This window comes from Methylorubrum populi (assembly GCF_002355515.1).
Taxonomy (GTDB): domain Bacteria; phylum Pseudomonadota; class Alphaproteobacteria; order Rhizobiales; family Beijerinckiaceae; genus Methylobacterium; species Methylobacterium populi_A.
The window spans coordinates 2,901,854-2,922,047 of sequence record NZ_AP014809.1; the positions used below are offsets into that span (position 1 = coordinate 2,901,854).

The window sequence follows — 20,194 nt, forward strand, 5'->3', positions numbered from 1 at the left end:
CCCGATGCCGCCGACTCTCGTCTTCGATACGGACTGCGTGCTCTGTGCCGGATCGGTGCGGTTCGTGCTGGCGCACGAGCGCGATGAGCGCCTCCACTTCATGGGCGCGTGGTCGACCGAAGGGCTCGCCCTCGCCGCGCAGCACGGCTTCACGGCCGAGGATCTGAACGGCACCTTCCTGCTGGTTCAGGATGGCCGGGCACTGACACGCTCGGACGCTGCACTGGAAGTGGCGCGGCATCTCCGGGCGCCGTGGTGCTGGGCGAGGATAGCGCGGATCCTGCCGAAGCCGCTGCGCGACCGTCTCTACGGCGTCGTGGCACGCTTTCGCTACAGGCTGTTCGGCCGCCGCGAGGATTGTGCCCGGGTGCCGCCGGAACAGCGGCACCGCTTTCAAGGAGTTCGGCCGGTGGATCCGCCGCACCCGTGAGCGAAAAGATCAGGCCTTGCGGGCCACGGTGAAGCGGGCCGCGTCCTTGAGCACCCGCGCCCGCTCGCCCCAGGGGGCGACGGCCTCGTCGCAGAGCGCCACCAGCCGGTCGCACTCGGCGCGCGCGCCGTCGAGGCCGAGGCGGTCGACCAGCGTCGCCTTGCCGGCATCCTTGTCCTTGCCGGTGGCCTTGCCCATGGCTTCCGGCGAAGCCTCGCGGTCGAGGATGTCGTCGGCGACCTGGAAGGCCTGACCCAGCGCCTTGCCGTAGCGCAGAAGCGCCGCCCGCTCGTCGGCATTCGCGCCGCCGACCAGCGCGCCGGCCTCGACGGAGAAGGCGAGGATCGCGCCGGTCTTCATCGCCTGCATCCGCAGGGTGTCGTCGATATCCATATTGGCCGGGCCGAAGCGCCCCTCGGCCGAGAGGTCGAGGAGCTGGCCGCCGACCATGCCGCCGAGGCCGGAGGCGCGGGCGAGCCCGAGCACCAGCTCCGCCCGGATCGCCGGATCGGGCTGCCAGCGCGGATCGGCGGTGACCTCGAAGGCGAGCGTCTGGAGCGCGTCGCCGACGAGGATCGCGGTGGCCTCGTCGTAGGCCTTGTGGACGGTGGGCTTGCCGCGGCGCAGGTCGTCGTCGTCCATGGCCGGCAGGTCGTCGTGGACGAGGCTGTAGCAGTGGACGAGTTCGACGCCGGCGCCGGCGGCGAGCGCCGCATCCTCGGCGCCGCCGAGCATCCGTGCGGTCTCGATGGCGAGGAAGGGGCGCAGGCGCTTGCCGCCGCCGAGCACGGCATGGCGCATCGCCTCCATCAGCCGCGGTGGCCGGGCGATCTCGCCCGCCTGTAGGGTCGGGCCGAGCAGGTCGACGAGGAAGGTCTCGACGGTGTCGGCGACCTGAGCGAGCCTGTGGGTAAAGTCACCCGTATAGGCGTCCGCCTTGACCGAGGGGTGGGAAGCCTGCGTTGAGGTCATCGGAAGGGGCCTGGATCGGGGAGGGGCGGACGCGAGGTGGCGGTGCCGGAGGAGAGCGAGGCGGAACGGCACGGGCGCGACCTGCGACGGATTCCGGCGTCGAGACCCCTCGCGAGGGCCTCCGCCACCCAAAAGTCCGCTCCGAGGCGTCGAACCGGGCTGCGGCGCGCCGCGACCCTGATCACCCTCGCTCCCATTGCCATTCTTGCCTTCACGCTTACGCTCGCGCTCGTCTATAGCGTGGCGACCCCGCCCTCAACCCTGATGCTCGGCCGATGGTTGACACTCCAGGGCGCGCAGCGGGACAGCGTGCCCCTGGAGGCGATCGCGCCGGCCCTGGTCCAGGCGGTGATGGCCTCCGAGGATCAGCGCTTCTGCCTGCATAACGGCGTCGATTGGGGCGCGTTGCGCGAGGTGGTGGACGACGAGGAGGGCCCGAGCCGCGGCGCCTCGACCATCACCATGCAGACGGTCAAGAACGTCTTCCTCTGGCCCGGCCGCTCCTACATCCGCAAGGGTCTCGAGATCCCGCTGGCAGTGATGGCCGACGCGGTCTGGGGCAAGCGCCGGACGATGGAGATCTATCTCAACGTCGCCGAGTGGGGGGAGGGGATCTTCGGGGTCGAGGCCGCCGCCCGCCACTGGTTCCGCAAGAGCGCCCGCGACCTGACCCGCAACGAGGCCGCGCTCCTCGCCGCGGTCCTGCCGAACCCGATCCTGCGCAGCGCCGGCAAGCCGACCCGCGGCGTGCGGGCGATCGCCGGGCGCATCCAGAGCCGGATGGGGCAGGTGGACGGGTTGATGGGGTGTCTGAAGCGCTGAGCGTCAGCCACCTTCCGCCTCGCACAGTCGCGTCACCGCCCGCTCGTAGGCCTTCGCATCGAACTTCCGGAGCGAGTTCTCGCTCTGATAGCGCACACTTCCGAAAATCTTGCGGGTCTGCCAGGGGCGGTCGTGCAGGCCGAAGATCCAGGCGACGTTGGTGAAGGAGTTGGCGTCGCGCCCGTCGAGGAAGTAGCGGTTGTTGAGCCGCAGCGTCCGGGCGAAGGCCTCTTCCGGCGAGGGCGACCATTCGAGGATCTTCTTGCCCCAGTACATGCGCAGCTGGTTGTGCATGTAGCCGGTCTCGCGCATCTCGCGCATGGCGACGTTCCAGTAATGGTCGTGGGTCTTGCCCTCCGCCAGTTCCTCCTCGGAGTAGAGTTTGGGATGCGCGTCGTCGGCATGCTCGGCGAGCGTCTTGCGGGCCCATTCCGGTACGGCGCGGGCGTAATCGTCGTAGCCCTCGGTGTGGAAGACGTGGTTCATCGCCAGTTCGCGCCGGACGATCAGCTCCTCGAGATAGGCCGAGCGGTCGTCGCGGTCGGCGTCCTCCGCGGCGCGGATCGCGAGGGCGATCTCGACCGGCGAGATGTGTCCGAAATGCAGGTAGGGGCTCATATGTGAGGCGGCTCCCGCCTCCGGCTTGTTGCGGCCGGCGCCGTACCCGGCGAAGGCTTCGTCCACGAAGCTGTCGAGGCGCCCGCGCGCCTCGGTATGGCCGCCGCGGAACCGCTGCACCGGGCCGACCGTGGTGTCGAGGGTCAACTTCGCGAGGAGCCTGTCCGGATCGGAGACGTCGAGCCCGTCCTTCAGCTTCAGCCGCTTGATCAACCCCCCGGCGGGATGATCGATCGTCCGCGGCGCCAGCGGTTCGAGATAATCGTCCCAGAGCTTCTGGAGCTTCGGGCGCAGGGTGCGCGCGGCGTATTCGTGCTTGGTCGAGGCAGTCTCGACAGGCACCACCACGTCGCCCTCGAGCTGGACGATCCGGCACTTGGCTCCTCGTTCGATCTCGCCGTACCAGCCTTTCTGGATCGCGAGATAGCCGCGATCGAGCACCAGCAGAGCGGCCCGTTCCGACAGGTCGATGGCGACCTCGGCCGGCGTTCCGCGCCGCAGGAGGAAGGCGATGCCGCGTTTTTCCAGGGCGGCGGCCGCATCCGCGAGGCCCTGCAGCAGGAAGGCGTAGTGCCGGGCATTGGCCTCCGGAAAGCCGTTGGCGCCATCGAGCAGGCCGAAGCAGACGAGAAGCGGGAGCTTGAGGCGGTTGGCCTCCTCGATCGCCAGTTCCAGCGCCGGATTGAACGGGACGCGCATCGACTGCTGCATCAGATACAGCACGTAGTCGCCGCCATCGCGCGGCGGCACGTCGTTCAGAACCCGGATGCGGGCCGGTTGGATCGCCATCGCCCGAAAACGCCCCCGTTTCGACCTGTCGCGCCTCACCTCACCGGCGCAGCGGCCGAATCAGGCTCTGCCGCGTGATTCGGGGTTCGCCCGTCGGCGACCCGAGATCGATCCCGCGTCGGGGCAGGGAATGCACCAGCGCGGCAAACGTTGCATCGTCGGCGCCAGACGCAGCCGGCCGGCTCGAAGCGGGGTTGCCGCCCGATCAGAAATCGCGAGACGATTCAACGATGTGCCGCGCGGCGAAAGCAGATCGCGCGCGCTCGTCTATTGCGAAGCTTGCCGCGAGCATTGCATTCGGGCCGGATGAGGACATGCGGCATTTGAGTGACAGACCCGGTGCGACGTGTGCCTGCACACGCGCAAACGTGATCATTGCCGACCAAGCAGCTTGAAAAATCCCGGGCAAAGATCATTTTGTGCATTGCGGGAACGCGGACGGCGTCCGTGTCCCGCTGCCCTCCTTGGGCGTTTCCTCCCTAGACTTCGGGCCGTCCTTCGGGGCGGCTTTTTTTTGTTTCGAGGCCGGCGCTGTCAGCCGCGGGCGCGGGCGCGGATCATGAAGTTGTCGTAGGTGTACTCGGCCACCTGGAACCAGAGGTACTCCTCGTTCCGGAATGTCTTCATCGCGTCGTAGATCCGCTTGAAGTCCGGGTTCTTGGCCGAAAGGTCGGCATAGACCTCGTTCGAGGCTTTGAGCGCCGCCTCCATCACGTCCTGGGGGAAGGGGCGGAGCTGTGCCCCGCCCGAGACCAGCCGGCGCAGGGCCTGTGGGTTGCGCGCGTCGTAGCGGGCCTGGACATCGGCGTTCACCTGCGCCGCCGCGCCCTGCAGGATGGCGCGGTAGGTCTTCGGCAGGCCTTTCCACGCCTCGGCGTTGATCCAGAAATGCAGCAGGGCGCTGCCCTCCCAGAAACCGGGATAGTGATAGATCGGCGCGACCTTCTGGAGGCCGAGCTTCTCGTCATCGTGCGGGCCGATCCACTCGGCGGCGTCGAGCGCCTTGCTCTCCAGCGCGGCGTAGATCTCCGGCCCCGGCGTCGCCTGCACCGCCGCGCCGAGCTTGGACAGAACCGTGCCGCCGAGCCCGGCGATGCGCAGCTTCAGCCCCTGGAGATCGCCGACCGTCTTGATCTCCTTGCGGAACCAGCCGCCCATCTGCGCGCCGGTATTGCCGCCAGGCAGCGCCACCAATCCGTGTTTGGCGAAGATCTCGGCGAACAGCTCCGATGCGCCGCCCTGGAGCCACCACGCGTTCTGGCCACGGGCGTTGAGACCGAACGGGATGGCCGTGGCCAGTGCGAAGGCCGGAGTCTTGGCCATGCCGAAGCTTGCCGGTGCGTGGCCCATCTCGGCCTTGCCGCTTCCCACCGCGTCGAGCAGCCCGTCGGCGGGGGTCGACTCGCCCGCGGCCGAGACCTGGATCTGGAAGCGCCCGTCGGTCGCCTCGGCCACCGCTCTCGCGAGGCTCTCGGAGGCGCCGAACAGGATGTCGAGGCTGCGCGCATAGGCCGAGGTCAGGCGCCAGCGCAGTTCGGGTGCGGATTGCTGGGCCTGAGCAGGGCTCACCGACGTTCCAGCGGCGCTCAATCCGGCGCCGAGGCCGGCGGTCAGCAGGGCGCGGCGTGGCAGGGTGTTTGACATGGATCTCCCGGGTCGTCCCGATCGGCCGGCCGACCGTTGCCATACACGTGAAGGCGGCCAGCGGGAAACCGGGTCACGCCCCGTCGCCTCCCGCGCGGCGCCGTGATAGCAGGCTTCGCGTGAGCACCGAGAAACTCAGCCTCCACACCGTCTGCGGCCTTGACGAACTCGTCGAGCATCAGGCCCGCGGCGTCAGTCATGTCCTGTCGATCCTCGATCCGGACCGGGCGGATCCGGAGGCGTTCGGTGCTTATGGCACCCATCGGCGCACCATCCTGCGCTTCCACGACGCCATCGAGCCGGCGCCGGGCGTCGTCCTGCCGGAGCGCGGGGACGTCGAGAAGATTCTGGCCTTCGGGCGCGAGGCCATCGCCGATGGCGGGGAGATCCACATCCTCGTCCACTGCCATGTGGGCATCTCGCGCTCGACCGCGGCGCTGGCGACCCTGTTCGCCGAGGCCGAGCCCGAGACGCCGGCCGAAGACCTCATCGCCCGCCTCCACGCCCAGCGGGAGAAGGCTTGGCCGAACGCGCGCATGATCGCCTTCGCCGACGAGATGCTCGGACGCCGGGGCAGCCTCAGCGAGGCTGTGCGCCGCCTGCACGGCCTGCAACTGCGCAAGCGCCCCCATCTCGATCAGGTGATGCGCGATCTCGGTCGCGGTGCGGAGGTCGACGCGGCCCTGCGTGGCTGATCCTCGGCTCAGTTCGATTTGGCCGGGGTAAAGTTGCCGTCACGCCAGACGTAGAGCACGTAGCCCTGGGCGGTGATGTCGCCCTTGGCGTCGAAGCCGACCGGGCCGAGCACCAGATCGAAGCGCTCGCTGTGCAGCGCCTTGGCGATCGCAGCCGGTTCCGTGCTGTGGGCGAAGTTGCCGGCCTCCACCAGCGCCTGGAGCGCGGCGTAGCCGTAGATCATGGAGCCATCCGCCTCGATGCCCTGGGCCTTGAAGGCGGCGACCGTCCCTTGCGCCTCGGGTTTCCGGCTCGGATCGAGATAGAAGGTCATCAGCACGCCGTTGCTCGCCGGCCCTGCGATCTTGGCGAAATCCGGCGTGGCGATGGCCGAGGTGCCGAACCATTGCGGTCGAAACCCCCGCTCGGCCGCGATGCGGACCAGCCGGCCCATCTCCTGCGCGTCGCCGCCGTAATAGACCACGTCGATCCCCGCCGCCTTCAGCCGGTCGGCGAGGGCGGCATCGTCGGCATCGGTCGGCTGGAAGGCGGTGGACATGGCCTCGTTCACGCCGATGCGGTTGAGGTTGTCCTTGGTCGCCGCCGCAAGCGTGCGCGAGGCCGGTGAGAGGTCGCTGAGAATCGCGATCTTCCGATCGCGGAACCGCTCGGCGAGGATGGCGGCGGAGAGCTTGGCCTGATCGTCGTCCCGGCCGCAGACGCGGAAGATCGTCGGCAGGCCGCGATCGGTCAGTTTGGCGGCGACGGAGGCCGCGGTGATCATCACGATTCCGTTGGCGGCGTAGACGTCGGAGGCGGCCAGCGACGCATTCGAGCAGACATGGCCCACGACGAGCTTCACGCCCGAGTTCACGTAGTGATTGGCGACCGCCACGGCCTGATTCGAATCGCAGGAATCATCCTGCACATCGAGCACGATGGGCTCGCCGTCGATTCCGCCCTTGGCGTTGGCGTCCTTGGCCGCTGCTTCGACGCCGCGCAGAACCTGCTCGCCGACGGTGACGTAGGGGCCCGTCCGCGGCACGGCGACGCCAACCTTCACCTCCGCCGCGGCCGGAGAGGCGGCGATGAGCCCGGCGAGCAGCGCGAGGGAGACCGAAGCGAGGGCGAGGGGGCGTCGGACCGTCATGGCGCCTCTTTCCCAGCCCGCTGCCCCGTTGCCAAGGTCTGCCGGTCCGGACCGTTGTCGTCTGCCAGGACCATCGTCCTGCGCCGGCTCCCTTTCCGGGAGCGGCACGGCCGCGCATCCGACATCACAGATGATGCATGGAATGACGCGGGCGGGACCTTTGGCAAGTCGAGATCTCGATGAAACAGGGCGAACTTTCGGTCGAGGGGCGGAGAACACGGTGCGCCCGCGCCTTCGCCTTCCGGGACAGGGATCCTATCGGGTGACGGTGTAGAGGGAAGCGCCCGCGGCGACCGGCGCCGTCACGGTGGAGAACACGCTCAGCACCTTGCCCAGCTCCGCGAACGGCGCGCTCGACACGTAGACGAGGTCGCGGTTGCGCATGCGGAAGCTCTGCGACAGGAACAGGCCCTGCGGGTCGCGCAGATTGACCCGGTACACCACCGGCACCTGCGGCGAGGCCAGGAGCGGCGAGTTCGGCCGCAGCCGCCGCACCACCGCCGCCGGCTCGTAGCGGAAGATGAACACGCCTTCCGGATCGGCCTGGAAGTCGCGCAGGCCCGCGGCGCGGGCCAGCGCCTGCGACAGGGTCAGCCCGTCGGCCGAGAACGGCACCTCGGTGGTCGAGCCGAGCGCACCCACCGCCAGGAAGGTCTGCGGGTCGCGCACCAGCGTCAGCGTGTCGTCGGGACGCACGAAGATGTTCTCGCGCGGATTGGCGACCACGGTGCTCATCGGCACGGTGACGGTGCGGTTGCCGCGCGACAGCCGCACGAAGGTCTCGGCCACCGGCGTGCGCACGCCGCCGGCCTGGGCGATGACGTCGAGCAGGCGGTCGCCGCGGCCCGAGAGCGGCACGCGCTTGCCGGTGGCCGCCTCGCCGGTGACGGTGACCGATTGCGAGACCGGTTTGGTGACGGAGACGAGCACCTGCGGCTGGATCGCCTTGCCGGCGAGTTCGGTCTCGATCAGCGCCTGGACGTCCTGGGTGCGGCGGCCGACGACCTTGATGCGGCCGGCGTAAGGAACGGTGATGCCGCCGTCGGGCCCGACCACCTGCTCGGGGATCGTGGCGGACTTGGAGCCGGCGGAGAAACGGTCGGCGACGAGCGGGCCCGAGAACAGGCCGCCCGCACCGGCCTCCCAGACCTGGACCGCCACCGAGTCGCCGATCCCGATCACCGGTTCGACGGAGGGGCGGTGGTCGCCGAAGGTGACGAGGAGGCTGTCGAGGGGGCGGGTGCGCAGGGCCTCGACGATGGCAGGGGTGACGTCGATGATCTCGTAGCGGGCGAACAGGCCCTCGGCGGTGGCGATGTCGGCGCCGCTCTCGATCGCCGAGGTGGTCGGCCCCGCCGCCGGCAGGATGGAGCATCCCGACACGGCGAGGGACGCCGCGAGGATCGTCAGGGCCGCAGCGCGTTTCATGGACGCTTCCATCCGGGTCTGGGCGGACCGTGCCGTCACGTCAGACCTCTTCCCGATAGCCGCGCAGTGACTGCGATCCATTGAACACGGGCCCCGGCCTGACTCTCGAATGACGCGCACAATGCGCCGATGGCCGCCGAGCGCTCACGCAGCAATGCGTCACCACCGTGGCACGGCCACGCTTATCCCCTCAATCCTGCTTGTTTCGGGGCGAGGGCGTCCCGCAGGACACAGCCGAGCTGTGCCGCGGTGAGGTCGACACGAACCGGCGCCTGACCGTCTTCGCGGCCGAAGCGGAACAGGGCGTAGTCGGTCGCGACTGGCCCGGAGAGCGATGGCCGGCAATCCGGCAGGGAGGGAGCGTGATCGCCGAACACGCAGAGCGTCGCCCTGCGGCCGGCAAGCCCGTCGATCAGCCGCTCCACGGCTTGGCCCGTATGGGCGACGTGGTGAAGATACTGCGCCAACGGTTCGTCGATGCCGGCGAGCCGGCCCGGCTTCCAGGGACCATGATTCTCCATGGTGACGGAGAAGACGAAGCGGCGTCGTCCGGCTGCGCGGTCCTCGCTCGGCATCACCTCGGCCAGGATGCGCTCGGCGACCGCGACGTCGGCGATGTAGGGGCCGATGCGGGGCGCATCGGAGAAATCCTCCTCCATGACGAGGCGGTCGAAGCCGAGCCTCCGAAACACCTGCGCCCGGTCGAAGAAGTCACGGTGGAACGGATGCACGAACACCGTCTCGTACCCGGATGCGCGGGCGAGCCGGGCGAGGCTCGTGGGCTCCTCGCCCTTGCGGGCGAGGTAGGGGTCGTAGCGGCCGAAGCCGAGACCGTCGGGGTCGAGGCCGGTGAGGACCGCGTGCTCGGAGCGCATGGTGTAGGCGCCGTGCGCGGGGACCGCGAGGCGGCCGTACTGCGCCGCCTGAGCGCGGATCCGCGCCATCACCGGAAGGTTCGGCCCCCCGAGACGAGCCGGGTCGAGGAAGGATTCGAGCTGGACGACCACGACGATCTCGTCGTCGGCTTCGCCGCCGGCGCTCGGCGAAGACGGTCGTGCATCCACCTCGCCGAGGCGGCGCAGGCCGTAGCCCATCATGGTCGCGACCAGCCCGTAGCGCGCGACGTCCCGTGCGAGATCGGGGTAGGGGAAAAGACGGCGCAGCACCGCCTGACCGGCCGGGCTCAGGCTCGCGCCGACGAGCGCAGCCAGCATGGCCGGCAGACCGAGGACCGCCAGCGCGGACGCCCACGCCCCATCCGGCAGGGCCGCCGGCTCCAGGGCGTACCATGCGATGACGATGGCGAGGCCGAGCAGCAGGGGCCCGGCAATCCGGAAGTCGGTGAGTGGCAGGGTGTAGTAGAGCTGAGGGTGGCGCGGCACCTGGGCGAGCAGGGCGAGGTCGCTGAACACCACCGGCTCGCCGATCACCTGACGCTTCAGCCGATCGACCACGGAGAGGATGGCGAGCGTCAGCAGGCAGGATGAGGCCGCGAGCCAAGGCCGCCACGAGAACTGGAACCAGAACAGCGTCACGAGCGCGTAGCCGATGCTCCGGATCGCCAGATCGGCGGCCCGAAGGCTCGGCCGTCGCGGCGAGGTCGCCGCCTCGATGGCGAAGGCGCCGACGAGCGCAATCGACAGCGGTACGAGAAGGGTCGCGAGGCTCATGCCGACTCAGCGGCCGGATTCGCTGCGCACGCCGCGGCGGGCGCGCAGGCGGCGCAGGATCGGATTGATCAGGGCATAGCGCAGCCGCATCGTCGCGTGGCGGGCTGCACCCAGTGCGAGCCGCGAGGGTGGCGCCGCGGCGCGGGCCTCGCTGAGCCGGTCGAGCAGCTGCTCGGGCGTGCAGGGCTTCATCGCCACCGGGTCGAGATAGAGCGGGTAGAGGATCAGTGCGCCCGCCACGAGTTCGTCGAGGGTGAGCATTCGTCCGCGCCCGGCGCCGGGGGCCAGATCCTCGGTCAGGCCCCAGCCGGCGTAGAAGGGACGGCCGTGAACGGCGACGGTCAGGCCCCGGATCAGCGCCTCGAAGCCCGCCAGCGAGGTCATCGTCTCGACGTGGTGGCAACGGTCGAGCAGGTCGACGATCGAGAGGCCGCCGACGACGCGGTCGGCGAGCCGCCGCACCTCCTCCTCCGGGATTGCGCCGGGCCGGAAACCGGCTTCCACATCGGGATGCGGCTTGTAGAGCAGGAAGGCGTCCGGGTTGCGGGCGCGGGCCGCCCGCAGCAGGGCGAGATTGCCGCGCACCTGCGGTGACCCGGTCAGCACCGAGGCGTCGTCCTCGACCTGCCCCGGCACCAGCACGACGCGCCGGTCGGTCGGCCAGTCCTCGCCCACGGCTTCGAGGCCGACATTGTACTTGCTCAGGCGCCGCGCCACGATCGATTCGCGCAGTGCTGCGGCGCGGGCGGTCAGCCAGGCTGGAAATTCGGCCTCTCTCAGCGTGCGGGCGAGCCGGCTCTCGACCCGCGGGTCGTAGTAGATGCCGAGATCGTCGACGACGATGGAGGCGCCCGGCTGCAGGCTGGCGCCGAGTCCGACGGAGCGCAGGAAACCGTCCTCGACGCGCGCGAAAGGGATGCCGGCCTCCGCGCAGAGGCGCGGCAACGGCTCCGGGCAGCGGGTCGCCCAGGCCTGGACGCGGCCGTCGTGACTGCGGGCGAGCCTTACCGCTTCCTCCGCCGTCATGGTGTGGAGGGGCGCGCCCGCCGGGCCGGTGGCGAACACATCGAGCGCGGCCCGCTTCCAGCCGGAGACGCCGACGAGGACAACGCGGCGGTCGTTGCCGAGAAAGCGGTCGCGCAGCCACGCCACCCGCTCCGCCGCGTCCGCGAGCGGGATCGGCCGCCGCGTCCACGGATCGAAGCCGTGCACGCCCGCACCGTAGCGAAGCACCAGGAAAGCCGCCTCGTCCGCCGGGCGCGGACCCGCCGCGGGATCCGGGCAAAAGGTCTCGAAGCCGGCCAGCACCGCCTCGCAAGCCGCGTCCCAGCGGGCCACGTGGATGCACGCGGCGAGCGGAAACAGGGACCAGGGATCGGCCGGGCCTGCGATCACCGTCAGCCGTGGATCGATCGGCGTTGCGTCCGTGGGGCAGCCCTCGGAACCGGCGGCGACGAAGCGAGTCCCCGGATTCTCGGCGAGGAGCCGCGTCAGGAAGGCGTGGGAGGAAGAGCGTGACGCCGCAGTGTCCGGATCGATCAGGGCGAGGGCGGGTGGTGCTTTCCCGGCAAACGCGCCCGACACCGCCTGCTGAAGCGGGCGGGCGAAGCGGTTGGAGCCCGCCAGCCCGCGTGCGCGCAGAAGATCGCCGAGATCCGGGGAGGGCGGCTCCCCGCCGACGGGGAGGCCGCCGTAGCGCAGACGCAGGCTCGAAAGGCCGGTCTCGGGAGAATCGTAGGGGCTGAGAAGCGGGCCCGGCGCCACCCGCAGGATCGCCTTGCCATCCGTCTGGCCGGTCGCGGACCACAATGCCGGTGGGCCGGGCGAGCGGAAGGTGAGCTGGGCCCCCGTCGCCGCCTCGACTTGCTCACGCAGGCGGCGAACCGTCCGCGCGAGCGGCAGGAAGGAGGGGGGCAGCCCGGACTCTCCGTGCGGCTCGATGTGGCGCAGGTCGATCATCTCGGGTCGATCATGGCGAGGCCCGCTCCATAGCCCAAGCCACGGTCGCGGCACAGGCCGGAACCGACATGGCCGGCATCGCCACCCCCGCGGCAGGAGCGGCACCAAATTTTGCGGTTCACTTTTCAGGGGATGGATTTGAACCGGACACACAGGAGCCGCAATCTGGCGCGAGACGATGATCGACCGATCGTCGCAGGGGCTGCGTGATGGATCGGCAACGGAGGCCGCAAATTCTCCCGGCCGACCCGCGCGGCGATTGTCGTTCGCGAGGCTGTCGTGAGAGGTGCTCAGCCGGACGACGCAACACAGATCGCTTCACGACGAGGGATTGAGCGCCTGGGTATGCCGCAGCCTCTTGCCAATGCGATAGGCCGCCACGGCGCCACGTTCCTGTTCCTGCAGGGGATCGCCTCCCCGTTCTTCTCGGTGCTCGGCACCGCCCTGCGCGAACGCGGTTACGGGGTGCGGCGCATCAACTTCTCGGCCGGCGACTGGCTGTTCTGGCCCCATCCTGCGGATCACTACCGCGGCAAGCGCGACGGCTGGGAGACCTATCTCGAGGCCTATATCCGCACGCATTCCGTCACCGACATCGTGCTGTTCGGGGATTGCCGTCCCTACCATCAGGCGGCGGTGCTGGTCGCCAGACCGATGGGCGTGCGCATCCACGTGTTCGAGGAGGGCTATATCCGGCCCTACTGGATCACCTGCGAAGCGGGCGGTGTGAACGGCAACTCGACCCTGCCCAAACGGGCGGAGGAGATCCGGGATCTCGCCCGCAAGCTGCCGCAGCCCGGCCGGGCCATGCCGCTCACCGGGGACATGGCGCGGCGCAGCCTGTGGGACATCGGCTTCAACATCGCCAATATCGGCTTTCCCTACCTCTATCCGGGCTTTCGCAGCCACCGGCCGAATCACATCGCGGCCGAGTATGCCGGCTGGATCCGCAAATTCGTGCGCCGCCGCCGCACCCGCCGCGAGGCGGCGCGGGTGAACGAGATCTACCACGCGATCAACGCCGACTATTTCCTGCTGCCGCTCCAGCTCGACAGCGACTACCAGATCCGCGTCCACTCGCCGTTCCTCGGCGTCGAGGGCTTCATGGACCGGGTGATCGCCTCGTTCGCTCGGCACTCCCAGGCGCCGACGCGGCTCCTCGTGAAGCTGCACCCGCTCGACAGCGGCATCATGAACTGGCGCAAGCGCGCCCGCCAATCGGCCAAGCGCCACGGCTGCAACGATCGGCTCGACTTCATCGATGGCGGCGACCTGCCCAAGCTCATCGACGGCAGCCGCGGCGTCGTGCTGGTCAACTCCACCGTCGGGATGCTGGCCCTCGAGCGCGGGCGGCCGACGCTCGCCTTCGGCTCGGCGGTCTACAACATGCCGGGTCTGACCCATCAGGGGGACATCGACACCTTCTGGCGCGCCCCGCAGGCGCCGGATGCGAGTCTGATGCAGGATTTCCTCCGCGTGGTCATGCACCGGACCCAGATCAACGGCGGCTACTTCTCCCGGTCGGCGATCGAGCGGGCGGTGGCCGGGGCCGTGCCGCGTCTCGAAGCGGCGCTCCCACCCGCCTCCCTCGCCGCCGCCCGCGACGCCCTGGAACAGGCCGACCGCGACGGAAGCCTCTCGCCCGCCTATTGACCGCCAGCCCTCGAAGCGGATTCAGGCTGCTTCGGCCGAGACCCGGCTTCCTGCGAAAAGACACCGATCCTTGCCCGTCATCCTCATCACCGGCGCCTCCAGCGGCATCGGCGCGGCCCTCGCGCGCTTCTACGCGGCGACGGGGGCGAGCCTCGTGCTCACGGGACGCGATCGGGAACGGCTGGAGGCGGTGGCGCAGGGCTGCCGGGGGCAGGGCGCCGAGGTCCGCACGCGGCAGATCGACGTGCGCGAGCGCGAGGCGGTCGGCGCCTGGATCCGCCAGACCGATGCGGCGACGCCGCTCGATCTCGTCATCGTCAACGCCGCGGTCAACGGAGGACACCCGTCCGGCGGGCTGGAGACGGAAACGACGGCCTTTGAAACGGCCGACATTAATCTCACCGGCGCGCTCAACGTGATGCTGCCCTGCGTGACCCTGATGAGCGAGCGCGGCCGGGGGCAGATCGCGCTGATCTCCTCACTCGCGGCCTATGCGCCGCTGCCCGACGCGCCGGCCTATAGCGGCGCCAAGGCGGCACTCCTCGCCCACGGCCTGGCCCTGCGCCAGAAGCTGAAGCCGCTCGGCGTCCGTCTCAGCGTGGTAACGCCGGGCTACGTGAAGACGCCGATGGGCGGGGTGATCAAGGGCTGGCGCCCGCTCGAGATGAGTGCGGACGAGGCCGCCGCCCGCATCGCCCGCGGGCTGGAGCGGGACCGCGACGTGATCGCCTTCCCGGCGATCCTCGCCGCGCTTGCCCGTGGGGCGCTTCTGGTGCCGGAATGGGTCCGCAGCGCCGGCCTGCACGGCTTCCGCTTCCGCAACCGGCGGCGGCGGTGATGGCGGCGCCCCGGATCGCCCTGTTCGCGCTGGAGGCGCTGCCGAACGCCCGCGCCGTGCGCCGCTTCGTGGCGGACCACGCGGAGACGATCGCCTTCGTCGGGCTCTCCAACGCCGAGCGGCCGGCAACCGGCGGGCTGATCGGTCAGGTCCGGCGCCATCTCGCCCGGTCCGGCCCCGGCTTCCTGCCCTATCTCGGCGTCAATTTCGGGCTGCCCGACCTGCTGCGTCCGCTCGCACCGCTCACCCAGCGCCTCGCCGGCAGCGCCGGGACGCCCGAGGCGACGCCGCTCGCCGGCCTGTGCCGCCGCCTCGGCATCCCGACCCTGCGCGTCGATGACGTCAACGGCGCGGAGGTGGCCCACGCCTTCGCGGCACACGCGCCCGACCTGATCGTCACCTTCCACTTCGACCAGATTCTTTCCGCGGCGACGCTCGGTCGGGCGCAGCTCGGCGGAATCAACCTGCATCCGAGCCTGCTGCCGCTCCACCGCGGCCCCGTGCCGACGCTTCACGCCCTGGCGGACGGGAAGGGCGAATTCGGCGCCACCATCCACCGCCTCGCGCCCGCGATCGATGCCGGCGCGATCCTGGCGCAGGAGGCGGTCGCGCTGCCCGCCGATACGACGGCCACCCGCGCGGCGGTGCGCCTGCACGAGCACGGCAGGATCCTGCTCAATCGCGTGCTCGGCGACATCGCTGCCGAAGGCGCGGTTCCGGCGGGACGGACGGTTCCGGTGTTGCCCTATCGCGGCTTTCCCGACCGGGCGCTGCTGGCACGGATGCGCCGGGAGGGCCGGCTCCTCAACGACGCGCAGGACCTGCGGGACGCGCTGACGCTCTCCCGCAGGGTTTAGAGCCTCACGCCCGCAGGGCGGCGTCGAGATCGTCGATGAGATCCTGCGGGTCCTCGATGCCGATCGAGAGGCGCACGGTCTCGGGGCCGGCACCCGCCGCCCGCTTCTGCTCGTCGGTGAGCTGGCGGTGCGTGGTCGAGGCCGGGTGGATCACCAGCGAGCGGGTGTCGCCGATATTGGCGAGGTGGCTGAAGAGCTGGAGGTTCGAGACCAGCTTCACGCCGGCCTCGTAGCCGCCCTTGAGGCCGAAGGTGAACACGGCGCCCGCGCCCTTGGGCGTATAGCGCTGCGCCAGCGCGTGGTAGCGATCGCTCTCCAGGCCGGGATAGCTCACCCAATCGACCAGCTCGTGGCCGTTGAGGAAGCTCGCCACCTTCAGGGCGTTGTCGGAATGGCGCTGCATCCGCAGCGGCAGGGTCTCGATGCCGTTGAGGATCAGGAAGGCGTTGAAGGGCGAGAGCGCCGGCCCGAGATCGCGCAGACTGAGCACGCGCACCGCGATGGCGAAGCCGAAATTGCCGAAGGTCTCGGCCAGCACCATGCCGGCATATTCCGGGCGCGGCTGCGACAGCATCGGATAGCGTTCGTCGCCCTGCCACTGGAAGGTGCCGCCGTCGACGATCAGACCGCCGATCGAGTTGCCGTGGCCGCCCAGAAACTTGGTGGCCGAGTGCACGACGATGTCGGCGCCGTGCTCGAATGGTTTGATCAGGTACGGCGTCGCCATCGTGTTGTCGACGATGAGCGGAATGTTGTGGCGCTTGGCGATGGCCGAGAGCGCGGCGATGTCGGTGATCACCCCGCCCGGATTGGCGATGCTCTCGCAGAAAATCGCCTTGGTTCGTGGGGTGATGGCGCGCTCGAACGACTCCGGATCATCCGTATCCGCCCAAACGACCTGCCAGCCGAAATTCTTGTAGGAGTGATTGAACTGGTTGATCGAGCCGCCGTAGAGCTTGTTGGCCGCGATGAACTCGTCGCCCGGCTGCATCAGCGCGTGCAGCGTCAAAAACTCGGCGGCGTGGCCCGAAGCGACGGCGAGCGCCGCGGTTCCGCCTTCGAGCGCCGCGATGCGCTCCTCCAGCACCGCGTTCGTCGGGTTGGTGATGCGGGTGTAGATGTTGCCGAAGGCCTGGAGTCCGAACAGCGAAGCGGCGTGGTCCACGTCGTCGAAGACGAAGCTCGTCGTCTGATAGATCGGCGTCGCCCGCGCACCCGTGGCCGGGTCGGGGGTCGCGCCGGCATGGATCGCGAGAGTGTTGAAGCCGGGCTGGCGGTCGGTCATCACGGAAACTCCTCAAGGCGCGTCGTTTACGCCCGTGCTCTTCGGCGGTGCAAGCGCGGCGTCCGCATGCGTGCTCACATGACGGCCGGAGCCGGCTCACCCAGCATGCGTCGCCGGCCCGTTCGCGGCCTGCATCGGCGGGATGGTGCTCCGCGGTAACGATGGCCGGGGATCGTATGGCGCCGATCGTTGCATCAAGCGTGGCAGTCTAGACATGTTCGTATCTGGCATGTCAGAGAGCCGCGCAGGAAATAAAACGGCAATCCGGTGACCCACGGTCGCATTGATTGCCGCGGCGCGATGGTGTCTCCCGTTGCGTCGGGTTTCGAATTTGAAAGCCTCCAAGGCGCGCATGGCCGAGCCCGGTCGCGAGCGCCGCTGCGAGAGGCTCGGCGCGACGGCTGACGGGAGGGTTGCACCTTGGCGGACGAAGGGCCTCAGGGCACCAAGCGAGATTTCCTCTTTCTCGCCACGGGCGCGGGATTGGCTGTCGGGGCCGGCGCCGTGGCGTGGCCCTTCGTGGCCTCCATGGCGCCCGACGCCGCGACCGTCGCGGCCGGCGCGCCGCTCGACGTCGATCTCAGCCCGATCCAGGACGGCCAGATCGTCAACGTGTTCTGGCGCGGCAAGCTGATCTTCGTGCGCAAGCTCACGGAGAAGGAAGTCACGGATATGAAGGCCGTGCCCCTCTCCGACATGATCGACCCGGCCACCTTCGATTCCCGGGTGAAGAAGGGTCACGACCAGTGGCTCGTGAGCTACGGCAACTGCACCCATCTCGGCTGCGTGCCGATCGGCCATTCGGGCAATTACGAGGGCTGGTCCTGCCCTTGCCACGGCTCGCAGTTCGACGCCGTCGGCCGCGTGCGCCGGGGCCCGGCGCCGACCAATCTTCCGATTCCGCCCTACGCCTTCGAGACCGATACGAAGATCAAGATCGGCGAAGAGGGCGGCAAGGCGGTCGCCTGACAACAGGACACGAGAAGCCGGAGCGGGCAAACCGATGAGCAGCGCACACGCGACCTCGACCTACGTACCCAAGAGCCGCCTCGCGAAGTGGTTCGAGTCACGGCTGCCGCTGGTCGGTCTGGTGCACTCGTCCTTCGTCGCCTTCCCGGTTCCGCGTAACCTCAACTATTTCTGGACCTTCGGCGCGATCCTGATCGCGTTCCTCGGCATCCAGATCATCACCGGCGTCTGGCTGGCGATGCACTACGATCCGAATGCCAGCAACGCGTTCGAGAGCGTCGAGCACATCATGCGCGACGTGAATTACGGCTGGCTGCTGCGCTACGCGCACGCCAACGGCGCGTCGATGTTCTTCGTTGCGGTCTACGTCCACATCTTCCGCAACCTCTATTACGGGTCCTACAAGGCTCCGCGCGAGGTGCTCTACCTGCTCGGCGTCATCATCTACCTGTTGATGATGGCCACCGCCTTCCTCGGCTACACCCTGCCGTGGGGCCAGATGAGCTTCTGGGGCGCCACCGTCATCACCAACATCCTGGCGGCGATCCCGGTCGTCGGCGACACGATCCAGAGCCTGCTCTGGGGCGGCTACTCGGTCGGCAACCCGACCATCAACCGCTTCTTCTCGCTGCACTTCCTGCTGCCGTGGATGATCGCCGGCGTCGTCGTCCTGCACGTCTGGGCGCTGCACGTCACGGGCCAGAACAACCCGGCCGGCATCCCGATCAAGTCGAGCAAGGATGCCGTGCCCTTCACCCCCTACGCGACCATCAAGGACGTGTTCGCGGTGGTGGTGTTCATGATCCTGTTCGCGTGGTTCATCTTCTACCAGCCGAACTATCTCGGCCACGCCGACAACTATGTCCCGGCCAACCCGTCGGTGACGCCCGCGCACATCGTGCCGGAATGGTACTTCCTGCCCTTCTACGCGATCCTGCGCGCGGTGCCGGATAAGCTCGGCGGCGTCATCCTGATGTTCGGCGCGGTGCTGATCCTGGCCTTCGCGCCCTGGCTCGACACCTCGCGGGTCCGCTCCTGCAACTACCGCCCGGTCTACCGCGTGTTCTTCTGGGTGTTCCTGGTCAACGCCATCCTGCTCGGCTGGCTCGGCGCCAAGCCCCCGGAGGGCGGCTACGTCCTCGCCTCGCGGATCTGCACCGTCTACTACTTCGCCCACTTCCTCATCGTCATGCCGCTGGTCGGCCTGTTCGAGACACCGGACCGTCTGCCGGGCTCGATCCTCGAGACCGTGACCGGTCCGGGCAAGCAGGTGAGCGGATCCGGCATGCCCGTGGGTGCTGCGGCCGAACCGGCCAAGCGCGCCTAGGGCCAGAGGGAGAGAACAACGATGCGCATCGCACGCCTCGCCGCCGCGGCTCTACTCGCGGCCTCCCTCGGTGCCGGCTCGGCCGTCGCCGACGACGGCCACGGCACCAATCCGCCGCGGGAGAAGTGGAGCTTCGCCGGCATGTTCGGCCGGTTCGATCAGGCGCAGCTCCAGCGCGGCTTCCAAGTCTACAAGGAAGTCTGCGCGAACTGTCACTCCATGCGGCTCGTCGCCTTCCGCAACCTCGCGGAGCCGGGCGGCCCGGGCTTCACGGAAGGGCAGGTCAAGGCGCTCGCCGAGACCTACAGCGTCAAGGAGCTCGACGATTCGGGTTCCGAGAAGGAGCGTCCGGCCCGTCCGGCCGACCGCTTCCCGCCGCCCTTCCCGAACGACAAGGCCGCTGCCGCCGCCAACGGCGGCAAGGCGCCGCCGGACTTCTCGGTGCTGGCCAAGGCCCGCACCTACGAGCGCGGCTTCCCGCTCTTCGTCTTCGATGCACTGCCCTTCACCGGCTATTCCGAGCAGGGCGTCGACTACATCCACGCGCTCCTGAACGGCTACGAGGAGGCTCCGAAGGGCTTCACGATGCCGGACAGCGGCTACTACAACAAATACTATCCCGGCCACGTGATCGCGATGCCGAACCCGCTCAGTGATGGGCAGATCATCTACCCGAAGAACGACAAGGGCGAGGCGGTCGTGCCGGAGACGGTCGATCAGTATTCGCGCGACGTGTCGGCCTTCATGGCCTGGGCGGCCGAGCCGCACATGATGGCGCGCAAGGCGCTGGGCCTGCGCGTGATCCTGTTCCTCATCGTGCTGGCCGGTCTGCTCTACTACGTGAAGAAGCAGATCTGGAAGAAGGTCGGCGGCGAGGTGCACGGCCTCCAGCCCGAGCTGCACAAGACCTACTGATCCGCTCATAACGATCGACGACGAACGGGCCCCGCGCGGGCCCGTTTGCGTGTCGAGGGAGGCCTGCGTTAAGGGTTTCCCATCGCCGGACGAGCCGATCCGCGCGCATTCAAAACGTCATTGCCGATCCTTATGCCCGGTCTCGCGAGAAAATCGCGCGGCGCGGGCTGCGAGAGTGTCGGCCACACCACAA

Annotated in this window: 17 protein-coding genes; 9 read left to right on the plus strand and 8 right to left on the minus strand. The window is 69.2% G+C overall.

Annotated features, from left to right (window positions below):
- Positions 1 to 4: 4 nt before the first annotated feature.
- Entirely contained in the window at positions 5 to 430 is a 426-nt protein-coding gene (locus MPPM_RS13260; protein ID WP_096487846.1) for a thiol-disulfide oxidoreductase DCC family protein, read from the plus strand.
- 9 nt (positions 431 to 439) lie between these two features.
- Here MPPM_RS13260 and MPPM_RS13265 read toward each other — a convergent pair whose 3' ends face one another.
- Entirely contained in the window at positions 440 to 1,402 is a 963-nt protein-coding gene (locus tag MPPM_RS13265) for a polyprenyl synthetase family protein (protein WP_096485472.1), read from the minus strand.
- Between the two features lie 36 nt (positions 1,403 to 1,438).
- Here MPPM_RS13265 and mtgA point away from each other — a divergent pair, with 36 nt between their 5' ends.
- Positions 1,439 to 2,224 carry a monofunctional biosynthetic peptidoglycan transglycosylase gene (gene mtgA, locus MPPM_RS13270; protein ID WP_096485473.1) on the plus strand — a complete coding sequence of 262 codons (786 nt, stop codon included), beginning with the start codon at positions 1,439 to 1,441 and terminating at the stop codon, positions 2,222 to 2,224.
- 3 nt (positions 2,225 to 2,227) lie between these two features.
- Here the strand turns inward: mtgA and MPPM_RS13275 are convergent, their stop codons facing one another.
- On the minus strand, positions 2,228 to 3,631 hold the full coding sequence (locus MPPM_RS13275) for a deoxyribodipyrimidine photo-lyase (RefSeq protein WP_096485474.1): 1,404 nt from the start codon (positions 3,629 to 3,631) through the stop codon (positions 2,228 to 2,230).
- Positions 3,632 to 4,165: 534 nt separating this feature from the next.
- Positions 4,166 to 5,275 (minus strand): TRAP transporter substrate-binding protein, encoded by a 1,110-nt coding sequence (locus tag MPPM_RS13280; protein WP_096485475.1) that lies wholly within the window; start codon positions 5,273 to 5,275, stop codon positions 4,166 to 4,168.
- Between the two features lie 119 nt (positions 5,276 to 5,394).
- Here MPPM_RS13280 and MPPM_RS13285 point away from each other — a divergent pair, with 119 nt between their 5' ends.
- Complete coding sequence (locus MPPM_RS13285; RefSeq protein WP_096485476.1) at positions 5,395 to 5,970, plus strand: tyrosine phosphatase family protein; 576 nt, start codon at positions 5,395 to 5,397, stop codon at positions 5,968 to 5,970.
- A gap of 8 nt (positions 5,971 to 5,978) precedes the next feature.
- Here the strand turns inward: MPPM_RS13285 and MPPM_RS13290 are convergent, their stop codons facing one another.
- From MPPM_RS13290 to MPPM_RS13305, 4 genes are all read right to left on the minus strand, one after another.
- Positions 5,979 to 7,100 carry a branched-chain amino acid ABC transporter substrate-binding protein gene (locus MPPM_RS13290; protein ID WP_096485477.1) on the minus strand — a complete coding sequence of 374 codons (1,122 nt, stop codon included), beginning with the start codon at positions 7,098 to 7,100 and terminating at the stop codon, positions 5,979 to 5,981.
- Between the two features lie 255 nt (positions 7,101 to 7,355).
- Positions 7,356 to 8,528 carry a polysaccharide biosynthesis/export family protein gene (locus MPPM_RS13295; protein ID WP_096485478.1) on the minus strand — a complete coding sequence of 391 codons (1,173 nt, stop codon included), beginning with the start codon at positions 8,526 to 8,528 and terminating at the stop codon, positions 7,356 to 7,358.
- Between the two features lie 182 nt (positions 8,529 to 8,710).
- Entirely contained in the window at positions 8,711 to 10,198 is a 1,488-nt protein-coding gene (locus MPPM_RS13300; protein WP_096485479.1) for an LTA synthase family protein, read from the minus strand.
- Between the two features lie 6 nt (positions 10,199 to 10,204).
- Positions 10,205 to 12,157, minus strand: a complete 1,953-nt coding sequence (locus tag MPPM_RS13305) for a capsular polysaccharide export protein, LipB/KpsS family (protein WP_096485480.1) — start codon at positions 12,155 to 12,157, stop codon at positions 10,205 to 10,207.
- A 345-nt stretch (positions 12,158 to 12,502) separates the two neighbouring features.
- Between MPPM_RS13305 and MPPM_RS13310 the strand changes: the two genes are divergently transcribed.
- From MPPM_RS13310 to MPPM_RS13320, 3 genes are all read left to right on the plus strand, one after another.
- Positions 12,503 to 13,810, plus strand: a complete 1,308-nt coding sequence (locus MPPM_RS13310; RefSeq protein WP_096485481.1) for a capsule polysaccharide biogenesis protein — start codon at positions 12,503 to 12,505, stop codon at positions 13,808 to 13,810.
- A gap of 70 nt (positions 13,811 to 13,880) precedes the next feature.
- On the plus strand, positions 13,881 to 14,648 hold the full coding sequence (locus MPPM_RS13315) for an SDR family NAD(P)-dependent oxidoreductase (protein WP_096485482.1): 768 nt from the start codon (positions 13,881 to 13,883) through the stop codon (positions 14,646 to 14,648).
- On the plus strand, positions 14,648 to 15,505 hold the full coding sequence (locus MPPM_RS13320; protein WP_096485483.1) for a formyltransferase family protein: 858 nt from the start codon (positions 14,648 to 14,650) through the stop codon (positions 15,503 to 15,505). Before MPPM_RS13315 ends, MPPM_RS13320 begins: the two co-directional genes overlap by 1 nt.
- Before the next feature lie 4 nt (positions 15,506 to 15,509).
- Here the strand turns inward: MPPM_RS13320 and MPPM_RS13325 are convergent, their stop codons facing one another.
- Positions 15,510 to 16,790 (minus strand): O-acetylhomoserine aminocarboxypropyltransferase, encoded by a 1,281-nt coding sequence (locus tag MPPM_RS13325; RefSeq protein ID WP_096485484.1) that lies wholly within the window; start codon positions 16,788 to 16,790, stop codon positions 15,510 to 15,512.
- Positions 16,791 to 17,210: 420 nt separating this feature from the next.
- Between MPPM_RS13325 and petA the strand changes: the two genes are divergently transcribed.
- Genes petA through MPPM_RS13340 form a run of 3 tightly spaced genes read left to right on the plus strand, consistent with a single transcriptional unit; the run spans position 17,211 to position 20,001 of the window.
- Entirely contained in the window at positions 17,211 to 17,759 is a 549-nt protein-coding gene (gene petA / locus MPPM_RS13330; RefSeq protein ID WP_017485815.1) for a ubiquinol-cytochrome c reductase iron-sulfur subunit, read from the plus strand.
- Between the two features lie 34 nt (positions 17,760 to 17,793).
- Complete coding sequence (locus MPPM_RS13335; RefSeq protein ID WP_017485816.1) at positions 17,794 to 19,086, plus strand: cytochrome b; 1,293 nt, start codon at positions 17,794 to 17,796, stop codon at positions 19,084 to 19,086.
- Between the two features lie 21 nt (positions 19,087 to 19,107).
- Positions 19,108 to 20,001, plus strand: coding sequence for a cytochrome c1 (locus MPPM_RS13340; RefSeq protein WP_096485485.1), 894 nt, complete (start codon positions 19,108 to 19,110; stop codon positions 19,999 to 20,001).
- Positions 20,002 to 20,194: the final 193 nt, after the last annotated feature.

What these genes read in the sequence shown, in the direction of transcription:
- MPPM_RS13260 (WP_096487846.1), top strand. Translation starts at nt 5, where the DNA reads ATGCCGCCGACTCTCGTCTTCGATACGGACTGCGTGCTCTGTGCCGGA.
- MPPM_RS13265 (WP_096485472.1), bottom strand. Translation starts at nt 1,402, where the DNA reads ATGACCTCAACGCAGGCTTCCCACCCCTCGGTCAAGGCGGACGCCTAT.
- MPPM_RS13275 (WP_096485474.1), bottom strand. Translation starts at nt 3,631, where the DNA reads ATGGCGATCCAACCGGCCCGCATCCGGGTTCTGAACGACGTGCCGCCG.
- MPPM_RS13280 (WP_096485475.1), bottom strand. Translation starts at nt 5,275, where the DNA reads ATGTCAAACACCCTGCCACGCCGCGCCCTGCTGACCGCCGGCCTCGGC.
- MPPM_RS13290 (WP_096485477.1), bottom strand. Translation starts at nt 7,100, where the DNA reads ATGACGGTCCGACGCCCCCTCGCCCTCGCTTCGGTCTCCCTCGCGCTG.
- MPPM_RS13295 (WP_096485478.1), bottom strand. Translation starts at nt 8,528, where the DNA reads ATGAAACGCGCTGCGGCCCTGACGATCCTCGCGGCGTCCCTCGCCGTG.
- MPPM_RS13300 (WP_096485479.1), bottom strand. Translation starts at nt 10,198, where the DNA reads ATGAGCCTCGCGACCCTTCTCGTACCGCTGTCGATTGCGCTCGTCGGC.
- MPPM_RS13305 (WP_096485480.1), bottom strand. Translation starts at nt 12,157, where the DNA reads ATGATCGACCTGCGCCACATCGAGCCGCACGGAGAGTCCGGGCTGCCC.
- MPPM_RS13310 (WP_096485481.1), top strand. Translation starts at nt 12,503, where the DNA reads ATGCCGCAGCCTCTTGCCAATGCGATAGGCCGCCACGGCGCCACGTTC.
- MPPM_RS13320 (WP_096485483.1), top strand. Translation starts at nt 14,648, where the DNA reads ATGGCGGCGCCCCGGATCGCCCTGTTCGCGCTGGAGGCGCTGCCGAAC.
- MPPM_RS13325 (WP_096485484.1), bottom strand. Translation starts at nt 16,790, where the DNA reads ATGACCGACCGCCAGCCCGGCTTCAACACTCTCGCGATCCATGCCGGC.
- MPPM_RS13335 (WP_017485816.1), top strand. Translation starts at nt 17,794, where the DNA reads ATGAGCAGCGCACACGCGACCTCGACCTACGTACCCAAGAGCCGCCTC.
- MPPM_RS13340 (WP_096485485.1), top strand. Translation starts at nt 19,108, where the DNA reads ATGCGCATCGCACGCCTCGCCGCCGCGGCTCTACTCGCGGCCTCCCTC.